This is a genomic window from Corynebacterium bouchesdurhonense, from assembly GCF_900078305.2.
Lineage (GTDB): Bacteria > Actinomycetota > Actinomycetes > Mycobacteriales > Mycobacteriaceae > Corynebacterium > Corynebacterium bouchesdurhonense.
Genome location: NZ_LT546028.1, coordinates 448118 through 467585 on the forward strand (window position 1 = coordinate 448118; position 19468 = coordinate 467585).

Annotated in this window: 20 protein-coding genes; 10 read left to right on the plus strand and 10 right to left on the minus strand. The window is 67.8% G+C overall.

Annotation, left to right across the window (positions count from 1 at the left end):
- Positions 1-83: 83 nt before the first annotated feature.
- On the minus strand, positions 84-488 hold the full coding sequence (locus tag BN4252_RS06810) for a thioredoxin family protein (RefSeq protein WP_066528009.1): 405 nt from the start codon (positions 486-488) through the stop codon (positions 84-86).
- Between the two features lie 113 nt (positions 489-601).
- Here BN4252_RS06810 and BN4252_RS06815 point away from each other — a divergent pair, with 113 nt between their 5' ends.
- The 4 genes from BN4252_RS06815 (at position 602) to BN4252_RS06830 (ending at position 4780) form a co-directional block, all read left to right on the plus strand.
- Positions 602-802, plus strand: coding sequence for a hypothetical protein (locus BN4252_RS06815; protein WP_066528011.1), 201 nt, complete (start codon positions 602-604; stop codon positions 800-802).
- A 41-nt stretch (positions 803-843) separates the two neighbouring features.
- Positions 844-1044 carry a heavy-metal-associated domain-containing protein gene (locus BN4252_RS06820; RefSeq protein ID WP_066528013.1) on the plus strand — a complete coding sequence of 67 codons (201 nt, stop codon included), beginning with the start codon at positions 844-846 and terminating at the stop codon, positions 1042-1044.
- Between the two features lie 72 nt (positions 1045-1116).
- Positions 1117-3405, plus strand: coding sequence for a heavy metal translocating P-type ATPase (locus BN4252_RS06825; protein ID WP_066528015.1), 2289 nt, complete (start codon positions 1117-1119; stop codon positions 3403-3405).
- 61 nt (positions 3406-3466) lie between these two features.
- Positions 3467-4780, plus strand: coding sequence for an MFS transporter (locus tag BN4252_RS06830; RefSeq protein ID WP_066528020.1), 1314 nt, complete (start codon positions 3467-3469; stop codon positions 4778-4780).
- Positions 4781-4824: 44 nt separating this feature from the next.
- Here the strand turns inward: BN4252_RS06830 and dnaB are convergent, their stop codons facing one another.
- Positions 4825-6321 carry a replicative DNA helicase gene (dnaB, locus tag BN4252_RS06835; protein ID WP_066528023.1) on the minus strand — a complete coding sequence of 499 codons (1497 nt, stop codon included), beginning with the start codon at positions 6319-6321 and terminating at the stop codon, positions 4825-4827.
- 438 nt (positions 6322-6759) lie between these two features.
- Between dnaB and BN4252_RS06840 the strand changes: the two genes are divergently transcribed.
- The 3 genes from BN4252_RS06840 to BN4252_RS06850 are packed head-to-tail and all read left to right on the plus strand — an operon-like array spanning position 6760 to position 10273.
- Complete coding sequence (locus BN4252_RS06840) at positions 6760-7443, plus strand: AAA family ATPase (RefSeq protein ID WP_066528024.1); 684 nt, start codon at positions 6760-6762, stop codon at positions 7441-7443.
- On the plus strand, positions 7443-8177 hold the full coding sequence (locus tag BN4252_RS06845) for an AAA family ATPase (RefSeq protein WP_066528025.1): 735 nt from the start codon (positions 7443-7445) through the stop codon (positions 8175-8177). The genes BN4252_RS06840 and BN4252_RS06845 overlap by 1 nt, the downstream gene beginning before the upstream one ends.
- 29 nt (positions 8178-8206) lie before the next feature.
- Positions 8207-10273, plus strand: a complete 2067-nt coding sequence (locus tag BN4252_RS06850; RefSeq protein ID WP_066528030.1) for a RecQ family ATP-dependent DNA helicase — start codon at positions 8207-8209, stop codon at positions 10271-10273.
- 95 nt (positions 10274-10368) lie between these two features.
- Here BN4252_RS06850 and rplI read toward each other — a convergent pair whose 3' ends face one another.
- The 7 genes from rplI to BN4252_RS06885 form a co-directional block, all read right to left on the minus strand.
- Complete coding sequence (gene rplI, locus BN4252_RS06855; RefSeq protein ID WP_066528033.1) at positions 10369-10821, minus strand: 50S ribosomal protein L9; 453 nt, start codon at positions 10819-10821, stop codon at positions 10369-10371.
- A 61-nt stretch (positions 10822-10882) separates the two neighbouring features.
- A complete protein-coding gene (locus tag BN4252_RS06860) occupies positions 10883-11527 on the minus strand; it encodes a single-stranded DNA-binding protein (protein WP_066528036.1) in 645 nt (214 codons plus the stop codon).
- 49 nt (positions 11528-11576) lie between these two features.
- Positions 11577-11864, minus strand: coding sequence for a 30S ribosomal protein S6 (gene rpsF / locus BN4252_RS06865; protein ID WP_187370942.1), 288 nt, complete (start codon positions 11862-11864; stop codon positions 11577-11579).
- A 173-nt stretch (positions 11865-12037) separates the two neighbouring features.
- A complete protein-coding gene (locus tag BN4252_RS06870; RefSeq protein ID WP_230208596.1) occupies positions 12038-12229 on the minus strand; it encodes a hypothetical protein in 192 nt (63 codons plus the stop codon).
- Positions 12226-13620 carry a glycosyltransferase family 87 protein gene (locus BN4252_RS06875; RefSeq protein ID WP_078056861.1) on the minus strand — a complete coding sequence of 465 codons (1395 nt, stop codon included), beginning with the start codon at positions 13618-13620 and terminating at the stop codon, positions 12226-12228. Before BN4252_RS06875 ends, BN4252_RS06870 begins: the two co-directional genes overlap by 4 nt.
- Positions 13621-13775: 155 nt before the next feature.
- Positions 13776-16049, minus strand: a complete 2274-nt coding sequence (locus BN4252_RS06880; protein WP_392389925.1) for a transglycosylase domain-containing protein — start codon at positions 16047-16049, stop codon at positions 13776-13778.
- A gap of 106 nt (positions 16050-16155) precedes the next feature.
- Positions 16156-16518 (minus strand): DUF5318 family protein, encoded by a 363-nt coding sequence (locus BN4252_RS06885; protein ID WP_066528042.1) that lies wholly within the window; start codon positions 16516-16518, stop codon positions 16156-16158.
- 121 nt (positions 16519-16639) lie between these two features.
- Here BN4252_RS06885 and BN4252_RS06890 point away from each other — a divergent pair, with 121 nt between their 5' ends.
- The 3 genes from BN4252_RS06890 (at position 16640) to BN4252_RS06900 (ending at position 18601) form a co-directional block, all read left to right on the plus strand.
- Positions 16640-17053 carry a MarR family winged helix-turn-helix transcriptional regulator gene (locus BN4252_RS06890; protein ID WP_316244772.1) on the plus strand — a complete coding sequence of 138 codons (414 nt, stop codon included), beginning with the start codon at positions 16640-16642 and terminating at the stop codon, positions 17051-17053.
- A 78-nt stretch (positions 17054-17131) separates the two neighbouring features.
- The gene (locus BN4252_RS06895) at positions 17132-18112 is read left to right on the plus strand and encodes a universal stress protein (RefSeq protein ID WP_066528045.1); all 981 of its coding nucleotides are present in this window, start codon (positions 17132-17134) and stop codon (positions 18110-18112) included.
- Positions 18113-18121: 9 nt separating this feature from the next.
- Positions 18122-18601 (plus strand): hypothetical protein, encoded by a 480-nt coding sequence (locus BN4252_RS06900; protein ID WP_066528046.1) that lies wholly within the window; start codon positions 18122-18124, stop codon positions 18599-18601.
- On the opposite strand, the gene trhO is transcribed toward BN4252_RS06900, so the two are convergent.
- Positions 18484-19455, minus strand: a complete 972-nt coding sequence (trhO, locus tag BN4252_RS06905) for an oxygen-dependent tRNA uridine(34) hydroxylase TrhO (protein ID WP_078056820.1) — start codon at positions 19453-19455, stop codon at positions 18484-18486. The genes BN4252_RS06900 and trhO overlap by 118 nt on opposite strands.
- Positions 19456-19468: the final 13 nt, after the last annotated feature.

A 19468-nucleotide genomic window follows, 5' to 3' on the forward strand; every position in this document is an offset into this window, starting at 1 on the left:
GCGTTTCGCTGCTGACCGCCCCGAGTGTACGCATCACCGCAGCCCAGCGCCGGTGCGCCGGCGTGCCGGCGCACCGGCGCTACTTACTCCGCGTCGTCTTCAAAGGGATCGTCTTCAAGCGGGCCCTCCTGCGCCTGCTGCTCCGCTACCTGGCGGCGAACCTCGTCCATATCCAGCGCCTCGACCTGGGAAACCAGGTCCTCGAACGCGGATGCCGGGAGGGCACCGGCGTTGCGGTACACCAGGATGCCGTCGCGGAACGCCATCAGGGTGGGGATGGCCTGGATCTCCAGCGCGGCGGCCAGCTGCTGGTTCGCCTCGGTATCCAGCTTGGCAAAGGTGGCGTTGGGGTGCTGCTCGGAGACCTGCTCGTACACGGGTGCGAACTGGCGGCAGGGGCCGCACCAGGAAGCCCAGGCGTCGACGAAGACGGTGCCCTGGGTAACGGTCTGCTCGAACGTGTCCTCGGTTACATCGATCGTGCTCATGACTCACTCCTTGCGTGGGGTTTGTTAAGGTACGAACTGTTTCAACCGCACCAGGGGCAGTTTGATTCCCAGCCAGGCTTTTAGGCCTGCTAACTCGCGCAAAGGTAGTGCTTATGACCAAGAATTACCGTATCTCCGGCCCTTCCACGGAGGCCGCCGTCGACTCGCTGATCGACGAAGTTTCCCTCATCGAGGGCACGCACACCGTGGATGTGGACACCGACGCCGGCACCATGACCATCACCGGCGAGGACTTCTCCGGCGACGAGGTGCTGCAGGCCGCGCAGAACGCCGGGTTTGAGATTTCGGCGTAGCGTTGGGGGCAGTTGCTTTTCGACGATCAAAGGAGACAACCATGGCACAGACCACCTACAAAGTTGAGGGCATGACCTGCGGCCACTGCGAGCTGAGCGTGCAGGAGGAGATCGGCGAGATCTCCGGCGTGACCGGGGTGAAGGCCGATCACACCACCGGCGACGTGGTGGTGGACGGCGAGGGCTTCTCTGACGCGGACGTTGCCGCCGCCGTGGAGGAAGCCGGCTACACGCTGGCATAAGCTGGCCAGACTCGGGGGTCGCGGTTTTGGGGGCCGGGGGATGCCCCTTGACGCGGGGCATACAGTGGAAGTATGACCGCACCCGAGAAAAACCCGACCCCAACCGCCCTACAGCACATCGAGCTGGGCGTGACGGGCATGACGTGCACGTCTTGCTCGTCGCGGGTTCAGCGCAAGCTGAACAAGCTCGACGGTGTTGAGGCGGCGGTGAACTACTCCACGGAAACCGCCACCGTGGACTATGACCCTGCAAAGGCGGACCCCGCCAAGCTCATCGAGGTGGTGCGCGGCGCGGGCTACGACGCGTTCGAGATGGTCGGCGCAGGCGAAGAGGCGGGCACGGCGGGCGAGGGCGCGGGCGCGCCCGCCGCCGGCGCGAGCAAAGAGGCGCAGCTGGAGGACGCGCGCAACGCCGAGGCCGAGCAGCTGAAGCGCACAATGATCTGGTCGGCGCTGATCTCCGTGCCCGTGATGCTGGTGTCCATGATCCCCGCATGGCAATTCACCAACTGGCAGTGGGCGGCGTTTGCCGCCACGACGCTCGTGTACTTCGTGGCGGGCTCCGTGTTCCACCGCGCCACGTGGCTGAACCTGCGCCACGGCAGCTTCACCATGGACACGCTGATCACCCTCGGCACCACGGCCGCGTACTTCTGGTCCATCTACGCCCTGTTCTTCGGCAACGCGGGCGAGCCGGGCATGAAGATGCACATGAGCCTCAACCCGGCCCACGCCACCATGGACGAGATCTACCTCGAGTCCGTCTGCGTGGTGATCACCTTCCTGCTGCTGGGCCGCTGGTTCGAGGTGAAGGCGAAGGGGCAGAGCTCCGAGGCGCTGCGCCAGCTGCTGGACATGGGAGCGAAGGATGCCGCGGTGATCCGCGACGGCCGGGAGGTGCGCGTGCCGGTGGCGCAGCTGCAGGTGGGCGACCAGTTTGTGGTGCGCCCGGGCGAGAAGATCGCCACCGACGGCCGCGTGGTCTCCGGGCACTCCGCCGTGGACGCCTCCATGCTCACCGGCGAGTCCGTGCCCGTGGAGGTAACGGAGGGCGACACCGTCACCGGCGCCACGCTGAATACCTCGGGCCGCCTCGTGGTGGAGGCCACCCGGGTCGGCGCTGACACCACGCTGGCCCAGATGGGCAAGCTGGTCAAGGACGCCCAGTCCGGCCAGGCCCCGGTGCAGCGCCTGGTGGACCGCATCTCGCAGGTGTTCGTGCCCGCCGTCATCGCGATCGCGCTGGTCACGCTGGTGGTGCACCTGGCACTCGGCCACGGCACCGCGCCCGCGTTCACCGCCGCCGTGGCGGTGCTGATCATCGCTTGCCCCTGCGCGCTGGGCTTGGCCACCCCCACCGCCATCCTGGTGGGCACCGGCCGCGGCGCCCAGCTGGGCCTTCTCATCAAAGGCCCCGAGGTGCTCGAATCCACCCGCCAGGCCGACACGATTGTGCTGGACAAGACCGGCACGGTCACCGCCGGCCGGATGCGGGTGGTTGGGGTGACGCCCGCGGAGGGCTTTGGTGAGGATGAGGTGCTGCGGCTGGCGGCTGGCGTCGAGAAGCAAAGCGAACACCCGATCGCGCAAGCGATCGCCGAAACCACCGATGCGCCGGAGGCCACCGACTTCCGCAACGAGCCCGGTCAGGGGGCCATAGCGCTTGTCGACGGCCACGAGGTGCGCGTCGGCCGGCCCACCACCGAGCTCGGCGTGCTGCGCAGCGCCTTCGACACCGCCGAAGCGGGCGGGGCGACCGCCGTGGCCGTGGAGGTGGACGGGCGCGCCGCCGGCGTAATCGCGGTGCGCGACACCGTGAAGGCCGACTCCCCCGCCGCCATCGCCCGGCTGAAGGAGCTGGGGCTGACCCCGCACCTGCTCACCGGCGACAACGAGGGTGCCGCACTGGCCGCCGCCCGCGAGGTTGGCATCGACGAGGCGGACGTGACCGCAGGGGTGTTGCCCCAGGACAAGGTCGACGTGGTGCGCGCGCTGCAGGCGCAGGGCAAGAACGTGGCCATGGTGGGCGACGGCGTGAACGACGCCGCCGCCCTGGCCGCCGCGGACCTGGGCATGGCCATGGGCGCGGGGTCGGACGTGGCCATCGAGGCCTCCGATATCACCCTGATGCGCGACTCGCTCGGCTCCGCGGTGGACGGCATCAGGCTGTCGCGCCGCACGCTGCGCACCATCCGGGCAAACCTGTTCTGGGCCTTCGCCTACAACGTCATCCTCATCCCGGTGGCGGCGTTGGGCTGGCTCAACCCCATGCTGGCCGGCATCGCGATGGCGTTCAGCTCGGTGTTCGTGGTGTCGAACTCCCTGCGGCTGCGCGGGTTCAAGGCGGAGTTCGCGGGTTAGCGCAGGGTGGCATTCCGGGAGGCCAACACGCAGCCCTGGGAAACGGGTACGCTTCCCCGGCATGGACGCATCGCAGCAGCTCACACGCACTGAACGCCTGGACCGCCTGCCGGTCACCCCGAAACACCGCCGCCTCCTGTTCGGTTCCGGCATCGGCTGGGCGCTGGACGCCATGGACATCGGCCTGGTGTCCTTCATCATCGCCGCACTAGCGGTCCACTGGGACCTGGAGAAGTCCACCACCTCCTGGATCGCGTCGGTGGGCTTTATCGGTATGGCCATCGGCGCGTCACTCGCCGGCCTGCTCGCGGATAAGATCGGCCGCCGCCAAGTCTTCGCCGCGACGCTGCTGATCTACGGCATCGCCACCGGCGCCTCCGCACTGGCCACCTCGGTTGGCATGCTCATGGTGTTCCGCTTCATCGTCGGGCTTGGTCTCGGCGGCGAGCTGCCTGTCGCGTCCACGATGGTCAGCGAGTTCTCGCCCCGCAGAGTGCGCGGACGCATGGTTGTTCTCCTCGAGGCGTTCTGGGCCGTCGGCTGGATCCTGGCCGCCATCATTGGCACCTTCATCGTGGCCCAGAGCGAGACCGGCTGGCGCTGGGGTCTCGCGCTCGGCGCGGTGCCGGCGCTGTACGCGCTGTACGTGCGGATGGGCCTGCCCGAGTCGGTGCGGTTCCTGGAATCCAAGGGCCGGCACGAGGAAGCGGAGGACATCGTTCGGGCCTTCGAGGCCGAGGCCGACCCCGCTGACTACGACGTTTCCGTCCCACCGAAGGAGGTAGCGATCCGCGGGGGCATCTGGGGCCCGGACCTGCGCGCCCGCACAGCCGCGTTCTGGACCGTTTGGTTCTGCGTGTCGCTGGCCTACTACGGCGCGTTCACCTGGATCCCGTCACTGCTGGTGGGCCAGGGCTTCACGCTGGTGCGTTCTTTCAGCTTCACCCTCATCATCACCCTCGCCCAGTTGCCCGGCTACGCGGCCGCAGCGTGGCTCATCGAGGTCTGGGGCCGCCGCTCCACACTCTCCGTCTTCCTCGGAGGCTCCGCGGTCTCCGCCCTGCTCTACGGCCTGGCTACGGCCGAGTGGCAGATCATCGCGGCCGGGTGCCTCCTCTCCTTCTTCAACCTCGGCGCGTGGGGCGCGCTGTACGCGATTGGCCCGGAGCTCTACCCCACCGCCATCCGCGCCACCGGCACGGGCGCGGGCGCATCCTTCGGCCGCATCGGCTCCATCCTGGCCCCGCTCATCGTCCCGCCGGTGCTGGCGTTCGGCGGCAACATCGCAGTGTTCAGCGTCTTTGCGGCGGCGTTCGCGGTGGCCTGCGCGGCCGCGTTCACGCTCCCCGAGCAGAAGGGCGTGGCGCTGGCGTAGGTGCCCTGCGGCTTGGACAGCGAACGTCGAAAAGCAATTGCCCCTTACCCGTGGGCCATGTTGACAAAGCGGGAGTAGTGCAGCTGGTGGGCCACGGGGATGGTGTCGATGGGGCCGCCGCGGTGCTTCGCCACGATGATGTCGGCCTCGCCCGCGCGCTCGTCGTCGCGGTCCTGCGAATCCGGACGGTAGAGCAGGAACACCATATCCGCGTCCTGCTCCAGCGAGCCGGACTCGCGCAAGTCCGCCAGCTGCGGCTTCTTGTCGGTGCGGGCCTCCGGGCCGCGGTTGAGCTGGGAGATGGCGATTACGGGCACCTCCAGCTCCTTAGCCAGGAGCTTGAGCTGGCGGGAGAACTCAGAGACCTCCTGCTGACGCGACTCCACCTTCTTGCCCGAGCTCATCAGCTGCAGGTAGTCCAGCACCACCAGGTCGAGCCCGTGCTGGCGCTTAATGGCGCGGGCCTTGGTGCGGATCTCCATCATGGTTAGGTTCGGGGAGTCGTCGATGAACAGGGGCGCGTCCTGGATCTCGGTAAGGCGCCGGGTCAGCTTTTCCCAGTCGCGCTCCTCCATCTGCCCCGAGCGCATGGAGGACAGCTTGATCTCCGTCTCGGCGGAGAGCAGGCGCATGATGATCTCGGATGCGCTCATCTCCAGCGAGAAGATGACGCTGGTCTTGCCGTGGTGGATGGAGCACGAGCGCATGAAGTCCAGCGCGAGCGTGGACTTGCCCACGCCGGGTCGCGCCGCCACGATGACCATCTGGCCGGCGTGCAGGCCGTTGGTGAGGTTGTCCAAGTCGATGAACCCGGTGGGCACGCCCTGATCCAGCGCGCCGCCCGCGGCAATCTGGGTCAGCTCGTCGATGGTGGGTTTCAGCAGCTCGGACAGGGCGCGGAAGTCCTGACCCCGGTCGTTGCGCGTGATGGCGAAGACCTCTTGCTGGGCGCGGTCCACCAGCGCCTCAACCTCCATGCCCTCGTCGCCCTCGTACCCCAACTGGGCCACGTGGGTGCCGGCGCTGACCAGCTGGCGCAGGATGGACTTCTCCTCCACGATGCTGGCGTAGTACATCGCGTTGGCCGCGGTAGGCACCTCGGAGATCAGCGTGTGCAGGTACGGGGCGCCGCCAACGCGCTCGAGCTGGTTGAAGCGGTCGAGGCGGCCGGAGACGATGAGCACATCGATCTCGCTCGCCTCCGAGTAAAGGTCCACGATCGCGCTGAAGATCAGCTGGTTTGCCGGGTAGTAGAAATCCTCCGCGCGCAGGCGGTCCACAATGTCCACCACCACGCCGGAGTTGAGCAGCATGGCGCCGAGCACGGATCGCTCCGCGCGCTCGTCGTGCGGCGGCGTGCGGTACTCGTCGCGGGAGATCCGATGTGATCCGCCCGAGCCGCGGCGCCCCCCGTCGTACCGTGACGCCCCGCGGCGGCGGGATCCGCCGTCACTGCCCTCGTCCGAGAACTCCGGTGCCGCGTCCTCCTCCGGCTCGGGGGGCGGCACGAAATCGTCGTCGAAGCTGCTGTCTGCGGCCATGGTGGGGTCCCCTCTCTTCCCGTCGTTGCTCCCCGGTGAGCGTACCCGGTCAGCGTACCCGGTCAGCCGGTGAAGAAGTACCCCGGATCCGCCACCTCGAGGGAAGTTATCCACAACCCCTGTGAGTAAATTCCCGTTTCCGCCGGGCGTTATCCACACCCCCATGCCCGGGACTGTGGACAACGTGTGGACGCGCACCCTCGGACCTCGTGGGACTACATTATTTCCGCAGCTGATGGCGCATTTTGCAAATCTCACTGCCCTGCGCCAGCGGTGCATAACCCCCTCACCACAGCGTTTGACAAACGCGCGCCGGCACCCAATGCCCCCCAGCATCTACCTCCGGGGCCGTGAGCTGGCCTTTGTTGCCCACAGTTACCCACAGTTATCCACAGCCCCCAACTCCCCGGCCCCGGCGCGCTCAGGCATACTCGGACCATGTACGTGGACACGGTGCGGCTGGACGGAGCGGTGCGCGGCTACGCCGCCGGTCTACCCCTCGTTCGCCGACTCGCCGCCGGCCCGTTCCGGCTCACCAGCGCCGTAACCATCCTTACGGGTGAGAACGGTTCGGGGAAGTCCACGTTTGTTGAATCGGTGGCCGTGGACAAGCACGCGAACCCCTCCGGCGGGTCGCGCAATGCGCGGTTCACCGCCGCGGGAGACCAGGTCACGGCGCTGCCGCTGCGGATCGGGCGCACCGAGAACCCGCGCGACGTGTTCTTCCTGCGCGGCGAATCCTTCTTCGACCTGGCCGAGTACCACGCGTCGCTGCCGGGCGATCCGCTTGCGGGCATCCGCGAGCGCAGCCACGGCGAGGGCATCATGGACGTGCTCACCCGGCGCGTCGGCCCTGGCACGCTCCTGCTTCTCGACGAACCCGAGGACGGCCTGTCCATCTTCACCCAACTCGAACTCCTCGGCCTGCTCACCGTGCTCGGCCGCCGCGGCAGCCAAGTCATCATGGCCACCCACTCCCCCGTCCTCCTCGCGGTTCCCGGCGCGCAGATCGTGGACGCGTCGCTTGAGCCATTGCTTTTCGACGCAACCGAGGCCGTCACCGCCACCCGCGAGTTCATCGCCGACCCGCTCGGCACCGCGCAGTACCTGGTGGCGCCCTGATGCGGGTGGACACGGTGGCCGTGGCCGGCACCCCGCCCCAGTGGGCGCGGGCGGCGCCGGTGATCGCGCACCTGTCGGCGGCCGGGCCCATCGCCCTCACCCACTCCGTGACCGCCCTGACCGGCCCGAACGGATCCGGCAAGTCGACGCTGCTCGAGGCCGTGGCGCGCGCGTACGGCTTCCCGCTCACCGGCGGCACGCACGGCGCCCAGCTGCCCGGCCCCCGCGGGGATCTCTACGGCTCGATCGCTATCACCGGCGATCCCCGCGCCAAGGCCGGCTATTTCCTGCGCTCCGAGACGCACAACGGCACTGCCAGCTCTTACGGCGAGTTCCTGAGGCGCTCGCACGGCGAGTCAATCTTGGATGCGACGTCACGGTTTACCCCGGAGGGGCTCTACATCCTGGACGAGCCAGAGGCCGGGCTCTCCGCGGTCTCGCAGATGGCGCTGCTCGCACAGCTGCACGCCATCGCCGCGGCCGGTGCGCAGGTGCTGATGGTCACGCACTCCCCCATCCTGCTCGCCGTGCCCGGCGCCGAGATCTTCGAGGTTCGCCGCGCCCCGGGCACTGGCGCGGGCAGTGGCGCGGGCACTGGTACCGAGTGCGTGCGGGGCGTGTCCGTGGAAGAGACGATCCCGTTCCGCGCCATGCGCGACTTCCTCGCCGACCCGGCCGAGATCGCCGAGTTTATGGCCGCCCGCGCGGAGAACGTATTCCCAGCTCAGCGATGATGTCGGAGGCGTGCTATAGGGTGAGCGCCATGAACGCCACCCGCGACCACGCCAACCACCTCCTGCAGGGCATCGCCGGCCCCGGTGCCCAGCTGCGGGACGACCAATGGGCCGCCATCGACGCCTTAGTGAACCAGCGCCGCCGCATGCTCGTCGTCCAGCGCACCGGCTGGGGCAAATCCGCGGTCTACTTCATCGCGGCCAAGCTGCTGCGCGAGGCCGGTCACGGCCCCTCGCTCATCGTCTCTCCCCTGCTCGCGCTCATGCGCAACCAGGTTGCGGCCGCAGCACGGGCCGGTATCAGGGCTGCCACGATCAACTCGGCCAACGCTACGGAGTGGGACGCCATCCAGGCCGGGATCGGCTCCCTTGACCTGCTGCTGATTAGCCCCGAGCGCCTCAACTCCCCCGGCTTCCGCGCCGAGGTACTCCCCCAGCTCGCCGGCGGGATTGGGATGCTGGTGGTGGATGAGGCCCATTGCATCTCGGACTGGGGCCACGATTTCCGCCCGGACTACCGCCGCATCGCGCTGCTGATCCGGGATCTGCCGGCCACCACACCCGTCCTTGCCACCACGGCCACCGCGAATGACCGTGTGGTCGCGGACGTGGTGGCGCAGCTCGGCGCGGACACGGGAAGCATCCGCGGCGGGCTGGACCGCGAATCGCTGGCGCTCAACGTGGTACAGCTGCCGGATCCGACAAGGCGGGCCGCCTGGATCGCGCAGTACCTCAGCACCGTCGAGGGCTCCGGCATCATCTACTGCCTGACCGTCTCCGAGGCGCACGACCTCGCCGAGGCGCTCGATACCGCGGGCTGGAACGTGGCGGCCTACACCGGCCGTACCGAGGCCGAAGAGCGTGAGCGGCTCGAGCAGGCACTGATAGCGAATGAACTGAAGGCACTTGTGGCTACCTCGGCACTGGGCATGGGCTTTGACAAACCGGACCTCGGCTTTGTCATCCACCTCGGTGCCCCGTCTTCCCCGGTCTCCTACTACCAGCAGATCGGCCGCGCCGGCCGTGGCACCGACCACGCCGAGGTGGTGCTCCTCCCCGGCCCGGAGGATGCACGCATCTGGGAGTACTTCGCTTCCGTGTCCATGCCGCCGGAGCAAACGGTGCGCCAGCTGCTCGCGGCGCTCGACACCTCCGAGCCCGTCTCCACTCAGCGGCTGGAGAACGTCGTGGACCTCTCCCGCACCCGCATCGACCAAGCCCTGAAGGTGCTGGACGTGGACGGCGCTGTGGAGCGGGTTCGCGGCGGCTGGCTGTCCACCGGCGCAACGTGGGAGTACGACGAGGAGCGCTACGCCGGTTTGGCCAATGCCCGGGAACGCGAGCAGAACCTCATGCTGGACTACGAAGCCACCGATCAGTGCCGCATGATCTTCCTGCGCCGGGAGCTGGATGACCCGACGGTGGCGGAGGGAGAGGTGTGCGGGCGCTGCGACAACTGCACCGGCAACCACCTGCCGGTAGAGGTGGACGCGGCCCTCGCCGAGCGGATGGATGCCCAGCTCAAAGCCCCGGGTATCCCCCTGCCGCAGCGCAAGCAGTGGCCCACCGGCTCGGCCCGCAAGGGCAAAATCCCGGGCGTGCTGCCGGGCAAGGCGCTGGGCCGGTTGAACGATGTCGCCCGCGGCCCCGCCCTCACCGCCCTCCTGCGCGACAGCGCGTACCGCCCCGCCGCGGACTGGCGCCAGGACCAATGGCTGCGCCGCTTCGTCGAGGTCCTCGCCGGCTGGGATTGGGCGCAACGCCCGGTATCCGTTGTGGCCCTGGGTTCCCCCGACCCCGCCCGCAGCGCCATGGTTGAGGCCACCGCGGCGGCGCTCGCCGAGGTGGGCAGGATGCAGTTCGCGGGCGCGGTGGCGGCGGGCCCGCAGGAGATCCAGGCCCGCAACTCCGCCTTCCGCGTCAACGCGCTCGACCGCTACTTCGACTACAGCGGGGTCGACGCGACCACCCAGGGCCCCATCCTGCTGGTCACGGACGTGGTCGATTCCGGCTGGACGGTAACGGTCGCCGCGGCGGACCTCGCGCAGCGCTTCGGCACCGAGGTGCTCCCCCTCGCGTTCGCCTCCGCGTCGTAGAAAAAGACCGCGGGGCCCGCTCCTCACAAGCGGGCCCCGCGGCCGAAATGCTGTTGTCGTTGGATCGCGTTTACCAGCGATCGTCGTGAAGCGAACTAGGCTCCAACGACCTCGAAGTTGATCTTGCCTTCCACGTCGTCGTGGAGAGCGACCTTCACCTGGTAGCCACCAGTCTTGGTCACAAGGCCCTTCGGCACGTTAATGCGGCGCTTGTCCAGGGACGGGCCGCCTGCGGTCTTCACCGCGTCAGCGATGTCGGCCGCGGTAACGGAGCCGAACAGCTTGCCGGACTCGGAGGTGCGCACGGCAACCTTCACGCCGGTGAGCTGGTCGAGCTGATCGCGCAGCTCCTTTGCGTGCTCAATGTCGCGGACCTGGCGTTCGGCCTGCGCGCGCTGGATGTCCTGGATCTGCTTCTCTGCGCCGCGGGTCGCCGGGATGGCCAGACCGCGCGGGAGCAGGAGGTTGCGGCCGTATCCGTCCTTGACCTCGACGATGTCGCCGGGCTCACCAAGGTTCTCAACGGCAGCGGTGAGGATCAGTTTCATGAATCCTAACCTTCCTTGTAGTTGAAACGTTGTGTGTGGGTTTTCGTCTGTTTAACCGCGTTTAGAACGGAGGCTCGTCATCCATCCCTGCGAAACCGTCGGAGGCGGGCGCGGAGTTCCACGGGTCGCCCGCGGGCTGGGACTGCTGGCCCTGGTTCTGGTGACCCTGGTTCTGCTGGCCCTGGCCCGAGCCGTACTGGCCCTGGTTGCCCTGGCCCGCGAACCCGCCCTGGTTCTGGCCGCCGAAGCCACCACCCTGGTTCTGGCCGCCGCCGAAGCCGCCGCCCTGGTTCTGGCCGCCCTGGCGCTGGCCGCCGCCGTATCCGGAGCCGCCCTCACGCGGGGTCCGGGACACGTTGGCTGTGGCGTACTTCAGGGAGGGGCCAATCTCGTCGACCTCAACCTCGAACACGGTGCGGCTCTCGCCGTCGCGGTTTTCGTAGGAACGCTGCTTCAGCCGGCCGTTCACAATCACGCGCATGCCCTTGGTCAGGGACTCGGCGACGTTCTCGGCCATCTGGCGCCAGCAGTTGCAGCTCAGGAACAGCGCTTCGCCGTCCTCCCACTGATTCGTCTCGCGGTTGAAGGTCCGCGGGGTGGACGCGATGCGGAAGTTCGCAACGGGTGCGCCGCTGGGGATGAATCGGAGCTCCGGGTCAGCAACCAGGTTGCCAACAACGGTGATGGGAGTGTCGCCTTGCGCCATGATTGTTCCTTCCGGGTGAATAGATCTCGTGTGACGAGCCTAGCCGGTTCTACTTGTCGGTACGCAGCACCTTGGTGCGCAGTACAGTCTCGCTCAGGTTCAGGACGCGGTCGAGCTCGTTGACCGTGTCAGACTCGCACTCGAGGTTGACCACGGCGTAGATGCCCTCTTCCTTCTTGTTGATCGGGTACGCAAGGCGCTGCTTGCCCCACACATCAACCTTTTCCACCTTGCCGCCATCCTTGCGGACGTTCTCGAGGAACTTGTCCAGGGACGGGGCAACGGTGCGCTCATCCTGCTGCGGGTCGAGGATGATCATTACTTCGTAGTGACGCACGGACCTCATCACCTCCTATGGTCTTGGTTTGATCGGCCACCGCCCTTGTGGCGGTGGCAGGAGGGTCGCTTACGTCAAGCAACCCCACAACAGTACCCCGCCAGCTCACAGGCGCAAAAAGCAGGGGCTTTTGCTTGCCGACGCCCCCTTTACAAACAAACCCCCCACACCCCTCACGAGGGATTCGGCACCGCGCCGAACAGCGCGAGGCTGACGGGAATGACCGTCATGAACACAAAGGCGGTCGCACCGAGGATGATGGCCTCGCGCTTGCGCTTCTTCAGCGCCATGTAGAAAGACGCCATGAACAGTGCGAACGCCACGAAAATGGAAGCGATCCCGAGAACCGTGGTGGTGTTGATCACGCCTGCGCCTCCGGCACCAGTCGGGCCTCCGGCGCCCAGCCTTCGGCGGGGGTCTCCCAGTCAACGGGGCGGCTGAGCAGAGGGTCGTGGCCGTTGTGGGCGTCGGCCACCTTGTCGCGCACCTTGCCGTACATCTGCTGGACCACGCACACCATGATCGTCACAATCAGGGCGTCGCGGCAGATGACCACGATGTCGAGCACCTCGCCCGGCAGGCCCTTGTTCTCCGCGCCGAGCATGTGCCACATGAGCACGGGCCAGACCATCATGTCCACCGTCATCCAGGTCAGAAGCAGGCGCCAGTAGGGCAGCGCGAGCACCGCGGGGACGATCAACCAGATCGAGTATTGCGGGCTCCACACCTTGTTGAAGAGGAGGAAGAAGCCGACGATGAGGGTGAGCAGCTCCGCCACGCGCGGGGTGCGCGGCGCCTTTAGGCCGAGGATGAGCACCGCGAGACAGCCGCCCGCGAAGAGCGCGAAGGAGACGGTGTTGAGGATCACCGGGGTGCCGCCGCCGGTGTCGAACCCGGCCCACCCGAAGGTGCGGGAGATGACGGCGTAGATGGTGGTCCACTCCCAGGTGCGCTCCGTGTTGAGGCGGTTGAACTCGCCCCACGCGTCCGGGTTGCGCATATAGACCGGCAGGTTGACCGCGGCCCAGGTTGCGGCCGCCGCGACCGCCATCTTCACAAACGGAGGGAAGTCGCGTTTGCGGATGGCAATGGTCAGGTACGCCCCGAGCGCGAACAGGGGCCACAGTTTGAACGCGGTGCCCGCGCCGACCATGATGCCCGCGACCCAGAATCTACGGTTTCGCGCGGCGAGCAGCGCCGCGACGAGGAAGAAGATCGAGGGGATGTCCCAGTTGGTGAAGGCGTGCATGATCAGCAGGGGAGAGCCGACCACCAGGAGCGTGTCCCAGATGCGGTTGCCCGCCAGCTCCGCCACGATGCGCGCGGTGCACACCCAGATGATGGAGAGCAGCAGGGCCGTGACCCAGAAGTACCAGCCCACCTCCGGCAGCAGCCGGTGCACCAAGAAGTAGGTGTGGCGCGAAAGAAACGCGCTGAACTGCTGGAACAGCCCGGCCAGCACCGGGTACTCCATGTAGCGGGTGATGCCGTCCTCGACCCAGGAGTAGTCGTAAACAAAGCCCGGCGAGTCCAAGCCTCGGGCACCGTAGAGGGGGACCACGTCGTTGTAGCAGAAGGACGTGTACTGGCGGTTGCCCGCCCAGTTCAGCTGCAGCGTGCCGCTGTCGTCGGGCTTGCCCAGCGAGCAGTTCGCCTTGGACAGGAACCCGAGGGAGAGGAAGACGTAGGCGACGGCGATGATTGCCCGCAGCGGGGACCAGAAGCGCGAGCGGCCGATCTGCGCGAAGCGACCCATTGGCCCGCCCAGGAACTCGACCCAGCCGCGTGCTAGTCGCTCGGTGCGCCCGGGTTGGACGCGACGAGCCGGGTGCGGCCAGATTGACGGTTCGGTGCGCTCCTCGGCGGCCGGGCGCTCAGCCACGGGTGTCTCCACGGGTGCTTACCTTTCTGCTAGGGGAGGACCTGGTTCAGGCCCTCGAGCACGCCGCCGAGGGCGTCCTGGATGGGGCCGGGTGCCGGCAGCGGCGCGGGCGCCGGAGCCGGCGCTGGGGCAGGTGCCGGGGCTGGCGCCGGCGCGGGCGCGGGGCCAGGTGCCGGGGTCGCCGGGGCTGCGGGAGCGGCGGATTGCGTCGGGACCGGGCTGTTGGCGTACCCGCCGGTGGTGGGCGTGCTGTAGGAGGTGTAGTCCGACCCACCCAGGTTGGTGCCGCCGGAGTAGGGCTCGACGCCCCAGTACACCGGCAGCGCCTCGTGGAACTCCGCAAACTCCTGGTTCTCCAGGGCGGTGTCCAGCACGTCCTTCCAGATCTTGGCCGGGGTGTTGGAGCCGAACATGTTGCCGCCCCACTCGTTGAAGATCGGGGAGGTGTTGTCCGCGGTGCCCACCCACACGGCCACGCCGAGCTGCGGGGTGCCGCCCACCATCCACGCGTCCTTGTTCAGGCCCGTGTCGCCCATCTGGGCGGTGCCGGTCTTGGCGGCGGACGGCCGCCCGCCAGCCAGGGTGGCGTTGGAGTAACCCACCACGGTCTGCATCGCCTCGATGACGTTGTCAGCCACCTGTGCAGCCAGGCGGCGCTCCGCGTACTGCTGGTCCACCTCGTAGAGCACCTCGCCCTCGGCGTCGGTCACCTTCTGCACAAAGTGGGCGGGGTGGTACACGCCGCGGTCCAGCAGGGTGGACACGGCAGACGCCATGTCCAGCACGCGGGACTGGTACTGACCCAACACGATGCCCTCGTACGGCTGGCCGCCGTTCTCGCGCAGGGTAACCGGGATGCCCGGGATAGAGCGGGCCACGCCGAGCGCGTGCGCCATGTCGGCCGTGTCCTGGGTGGTGTTGTCCAGGTCGTCCTGGATGCGCATGAACGCGGTGTTGGAGGAGGTGCGGGTGGCCTCCTTCATGGTTAGCAGGCCACCGCCGCCGCCGTCCCAGTTGGTCACCTCGATGTTGCCCGGAAGGGTCACGGGGGAGGAATCGAAGGTGGCGGTCAGCGGGATGCCCTGCTGCAGCGCGGCCGCCAGCGCGAAGATCTTGAAGGTCGAGCCGGTTTGCAGCCCGGCGTTGGCGTAATCCCAGCCGCTCGCGTCGTCGCCGCCGTAGTAGGCGCGCACCGCGCCCGTGGACGGCTCCACTGCTACCACGGCCGTGCGGGCGTCGTCCTGCAAGCCCGCCAGGCGGTCTGTGGCAATGCGCTCCACGTCCGCCTGCACCGCGGAATCGATAGTGGTGGTGATCTGCAGGCCGCGGTTGGTCAGGTCGTCCTCGGTGATGCCCAGCGTCTGCAGCTCCGTCATCACCTGGTTCTTGATCAGGCCGTTGGCACCCGTCGCTTCGGTGTAGGCGGAGTAGGAGGCGGGGTCGCGGGTCTCCGGGTAGTGCAGCCCGGCCCGCTGCTCCGGGGTCAGCTCGCCCATCTCCACAAGGCCGTCCATGACGTAATCCCAGCGGGCTCTGGCACCCTCCGGGTTGGTCCACGGGTCGAGCTGGCTGGGCAGCTGGATGGAGGCCGCTAGCACGCCGCCCTCTTCCAGCGTCAGCTCGCTCGCCGGCTTGCCAAAGAAGGCGTGGGCCGCGGCCTCGATGCCGTAAGCGTTGCGGCCGAAGTAGACGGTGTTGAGGTAGGCGTTGAGGATCTCCTCCTTGCTCCAGGAGTTGGTCATCTTCACCGAGTACACCAGCTCGCGCGCCTTGCGCTCGTAGGAGTGCTCGTTGCCCACCAGGGCATTCTTCACGTACTGCTGGGTGATGGTGGAGCCGCCGCCGGCACCGGGGTTACCGGTGATCTGGCCGAGCGCGGCGCGGGCGAAGCCGGTGAAGGAGAACCCGGAGTTGTTCCAGAAGTCCCGGTCCTCGGCGGCGAGGACGGCGTTTTGCACCTCAACCGGCACCGCGTCGAGCGCGATCTGCTGGCGGTTGCCCTCCGGGGGAACCACGCGCGCGAGCTCCGTGGTGCCGTCCTGGGCGTAGATGTTGGAGATCTGCGCCGTCTCGATCTCGTTTGGCTGCGGGATGTCCGCCTGTGCGTAGCGGTAGGCGAACCAGGTCAGCGGAACCGCGGCGAGCAGCGCCATGAACAGCAGGAACGCGACCACCCACTGCCACGCGCGCGACTTCTTCCTCTTGGTCACCTTCGTGCTGCCGCCGGTTGTAACCTCCGGTTCCGCGTTCTCGGCCTCACCGGCAGCGCGGCCGGTTGCGCGGCCTGTTGTATTGTCTGTCACCCGTTAATCCTGCATGCTCGGTTCCCGCTTCCCCGCGGTCACGGGCTGAAGCGGCGTGTACTACTCCTAGTTTTACTAGGGCACACCCTACCTTGGCGTTCGGCCATCACACGACAGGCGCAGCCGTGACCTCCTTGAGAAGGTAGTTCCAACCGCAGTGGCGGCAGACCTCCACGAAGTGCACGGTGATCGGCCCGACCTCGGCCACGAGGCGGTCGATTTCCTCCTCGCTGCGGGCGGTGTTGGTGCGCCGGCCGAGGCGCTCGCTGTGCACCCACGTCACCACCCGCATCGTCGATTCGCACACGGGGCACGGCCGCTCGGAGTCGGCGCCGTGGTGTTCGGCGGCGGCTTTGAGGAGGAAGTCGGCGTCGCAGATGGCGTCGATAGGCACAAGCCCCGCGTGAAAGTCCCGGACGGTGGTCCTGCGCTCCCATTCGTGCGACAACTCGTGCGTGTACCCGAACATGGGGACCAGTCTGTAGGCTTGGCAGCCGTTGTATCAAGTCTCGAGCTTGTAAGAAGTGATGATGGACACAAACGGCACCGGGCCCGATCCAGTTGATGTCGCGCGTCGGCTCCGCCCCGCTTTGACCAAGATTTACGTAGCCTACTTCCGCACCGCGGAGCACTCGGCGCTCTCTGGCCCCCAGCTCTCCGTCCTGCAGCGGCTGGACGAGTTCGGCCCCAGCCGTATCCGCCAGCTGGCCGAGGCGGAGGGTGTGCGCATGCCCACTGCCTCAAACACCATCAACCAGCTGGAGCGCGCCGGGTTGGTCTCGCGCGAGCGGGCGCTGGATGACCGGCGCGGTGTGATGGTGCAGATCACAGACCTGGGCCGGCAGCGCCTCGAGCTGGTGGGGGAGGAGCGCACCAAGTTCCTCGCCGAGATGTTCGCAACGCTTGACGACGCAAACTTGGAGCACATCTCTGAGGTCACCGACGCCATCGACGCGCTGGCGAACGCCTACACGCAGCGCCCCGAGCCGAGAGCCGCGCTGTAGCTGCACCAGCTGCAACAGCTGCAACTGCGCAGCCAAAGATTCGGTTTTGCTCGGATCTGGCGGGTAAAATTCTGGCTAATGTCTAGCCATTCCTTCACCTCCGACCTCGCGGAGTGCACCGCGGGCGGCCGACCCCTGCGCGTGGTGGTGGGCTGGGACTCGCTGAGCACCGAGGCCGTGGAGTTCGCCGCCTGGCTGGGGCGCTCCCTGCCGGTGTCGGTGCAGGTGGTCTCGGCGGTGGAGAACTCGTGGAAGAAGCCGCTGAGCGGCAAAAAGTATAAGAAGTGGTTCAAGGACCGCGCCGCCGAGTTCGAGCAGCAAGCCCGCAAGGTGCTCAAAGCCCACGTGCCGCGCGCCCAGTGGGCAAAGCATTCGGCGCACTTGGCGCCCAGCGCCCACCTCACCGACAGCCTGTGCGAGTCAGCCCAGGAGTTCTCGGCGGACCTGATCCTGCTGGGCTCGAGTGCGAAGACGCAGAAGGGCCGGTTCCGCCCCACCTCGACCGCGGACGCGCTGATGCACGCCTCCCCGGTCCCGCTCGGGCTCGCGCCGCGCGACGTGCACCTTTCCCGCAAGGGCATCACCCGCGTGACCTACGCCGTGGTTGACCGCGGCACCGGCGGGGAACCGGGCGCCGCGGCCGAGGGCGAGGTCTTCTCTGGCCTGCCCTACGCGGCGACGCTGGCCTGCGTGCTCGGGGTGCCCCTGCGCATCATCGCGTTCTCGCCCAGCGCGGAGAACTCCGGGGTGTCCGAGCACGCCGCGGAGTGGAACGAGACCACCCTCGGGTTGCTGGACCGGGCCCGGGACGAGGCGTTCGGCGTGGCCGCGTCCATCGACCCGAGCTGCGCGGACTCCCTGGACGTGCACAGCATCATCGCGGTGGGCAAGGGGTGGAAGCGCGCCATCGATTCGGTGAAGTGGAAGAAGGGCGACCTGATGTGCCTCGGCTCCCAGCCGTCCGAGCTATACCGCCGCGTCTTCGTCGGCTCCACCGAGGGTGAGTTCATCCGCTTCGCCCCGGTGCCGGTGCTGATCTACCCGCGCGGCGCGGAATAGGGTGGGGGCATGCGCGAGCACCCGGAAAATGACCTCACTTCTGGCGTTGACCGCTTCAGCCGGGCGCGGCCCGAGCCGCGCGACTTCGACGAGCTGGCGGACGGCCCCGACCCCTTGGTCACCGCCCAGAAGAACCGCACCTCCACCCGCAATGCCGTCATCTATGGCGTAGCCACCGTGGCGGTCACGCTGCTAGTGGCGCTCGTGCTGGGGCTCATCTCGCGCGCCCAGGGCGGCCCGCTGTGCAGCGGGGGCGGCGCCACCTGGCTGTGCACCAGCTCGTGGCGCACGTGGTGGGCGGTGCTCACGTCCATCCCGCCGGTGGCGGGCCTGATCGGCTGCGCAATCATCATGGTGCGCAAGCTCAACCGCTACGAGCGGTGGGTGCCGTGGATGGGCGTGTTCTGGTTGGCAGTCGTCCCCTTCACCATGCTGTGGCTGGTCATCACGGTGGGCATGCTGGCGTTCGACGCGCAGTCGGCGCAGTAGGGCGCCCGCTCCCGGCACGCCTCGCAGCTCAAGTACTGGTTGCGGCACTGCGGCTCGTTGGCGCAGTTGTAGAACTGGTTGGTGTCCGCGCCGCAGTGCACGCAGTGGCCCAGCTGCACGAAGTCCGGGTCCCCCGGCGCGCCGAACTCGGTGTGCATGCGCTTGTCAAACACGTACAGGGAGCCCTCCCACAGCCCGGAGTTGCCGTACTTCTCGCCGTAACGGACAATCCCGCCGTCGATCTGGTACACCTCGCTAAAGCCGCGGTTCTTCATGAGCGGGGTGAGCACCTCGCAGCGGATGCCGCCGGTGCAGTAGGCGATCACCGGCTTATCCTTCATCCAGTCGTACTTGCCTGACTCAAGCTCGCGGATGAAGTCGTGCGTGGTATCAACGTCCGGCACCACGGCGTTCTTGAACCTGCCTATCTCGGCTTCGCGGGCGTTGCGGCCGTCGAAGAACACCACGTCCGGGTTTTCCTCCACCAGCTGGTTCACCTGCTCCGGGGTCAGGTGGGTGCCGCCGCCCACCACGCCTTCCTCGCCCACCTCGAGCTCGCCCGGGGCCCCGAACGCCACAATCTCATCGCGCGCCTTCACGCTAAGTTTGGGAAAGTCCCCGGCTCCCCCCTCGGACCACTTAAACTCCATGCCGCGGAAGTATTCCCGGGTCTTCTTGGCGTAGGTCTTGCACGCGCGGATGTCCCCGCCGACGGTGCCGTTGATGCCGTGGGGGGAAATGAGGATCCGCCCCCTCAGCCCGAGCCCCTCGCACAGGTCGCGTTGCCACAGGCGGACGGCCTCGGGGTCCGCGACGGGCTGGAACTTGTAGTAGAGGAGGATCTTGCCGGTCATACCCAGCAGTGTA

What these genes read in the sequence shown, in the direction of transcription:
- BN4252_RS06810 (WP_066528009.1), bottom strand. Translation starts at nt 488, where the DNA reads ATGAGCACGATCGATGTAACCGAGGACACGTTCGAGCAGACCGTTACC.
- BN4252_RS06815 (WP_066528011.1), top strand. Translation starts at nt 602, where the DNA reads ATGACCAAGAATTACCGTATCTCCGGCCCTTCCACGGAGGCCGCCGTC.
- BN4252_RS06820 (WP_066528013.1), top strand. Translation starts at nt 844, where the DNA reads ATGGCACAGACCACCTACAAAGTTGAGGGCATGACCTGCGGCCACTGC.
- BN4252_RS06825 (WP_066528015.1), top strand. Translation starts at nt 1,117, where the DNA reads ATGACCGCACCCGAGAAAAACCCGACCCCAACCGCCCTACAGCACATC.
- BN4252_RS06830 (WP_066528020.1), top strand. Translation starts at nt 3,467, where the DNA reads ATGGACGCATCGCAGCAGCTCACACGCACTGAACGCCTGGACCGCCTG.
- dnaB (WP_066528023.1), bottom strand. Translation starts at nt 6,321, where the DNA reads ATGGCCGCAGACAGCAGCTTCGACGACGATTTCGTGCCGCCCCCCGAG.
- BN4252_RS06840 (WP_066528024.1), top strand. Translation starts at nt 6,760, where the DNA reads ATGTACGTGGACACGGTGCGGCTGGACGGAGCGGTGCGCGGCTACGCC.
- BN4252_RS06845 (WP_066528025.1), top strand. Translation starts at nt 7,443, where the DNA reads ATGCGGGTGGACACGGTGGCCGTGGCCGGCACCCCGCCCCAGTGGGCG.
- BN4252_RS06850 (WP_066528030.1), top strand. Translation starts at nt 8,207, where the DNA reads ATGAACGCCACCCGCGACCACGCCAACCACCTCCTGCAGGGCATCGCC.
- rplI (WP_066528033.1), bottom strand. Translation starts at nt 10,821, where the DNA reads ATGAAACTGATCCTCACCGCTGCCGTTGAGAACCTTGGTGAGCCCGGC.
- BN4252_RS06860 (WP_066528036.1), bottom strand. Translation starts at nt 11,527, where the DNA reads ATGGCGCAAGGCGACACTCCCATCACCGTTGTTGGCAACCTGGTTGCT.
- BN4252_RS06875 (WP_078056861.1), bottom strand. Translation starts at nt 13,620, where the DNA reads ATGGGTCGCTTCGCGCAGATCGGCCGCTCGCGCTTCTGGTCCCCGCTG.
- BN4252_RS06885 (WP_066528042.1), bottom strand. Translation starts at nt 16,518, where the DNA reads ATGTTCGGGTACACGCACGAGTTGTCGCACGAATGGGAGCGCAGGACC.
- BN4252_RS06895 (WP_066528045.1), top strand. Translation starts at nt 17,132, where the DNA reads ATGTCTAGCCATTCCTTCACCTCCGACCTCGCGGAGTGCACCGCGGGC.
- BN4252_RS06900 (WP_066528046.1), top strand. Translation starts at nt 18,122, where the DNA reads ATGCGCGAGCACCCGGAAAATGACCTCACTTCTGGCGTTGACCGCTTC.
- trhO (WP_078056820.1), bottom strand. Translation starts at nt 19,455, where the DNA reads ATGACCGGCAAGATCCTCCTCTACTACAAGTTCCAGCCCGTCGCGGAC.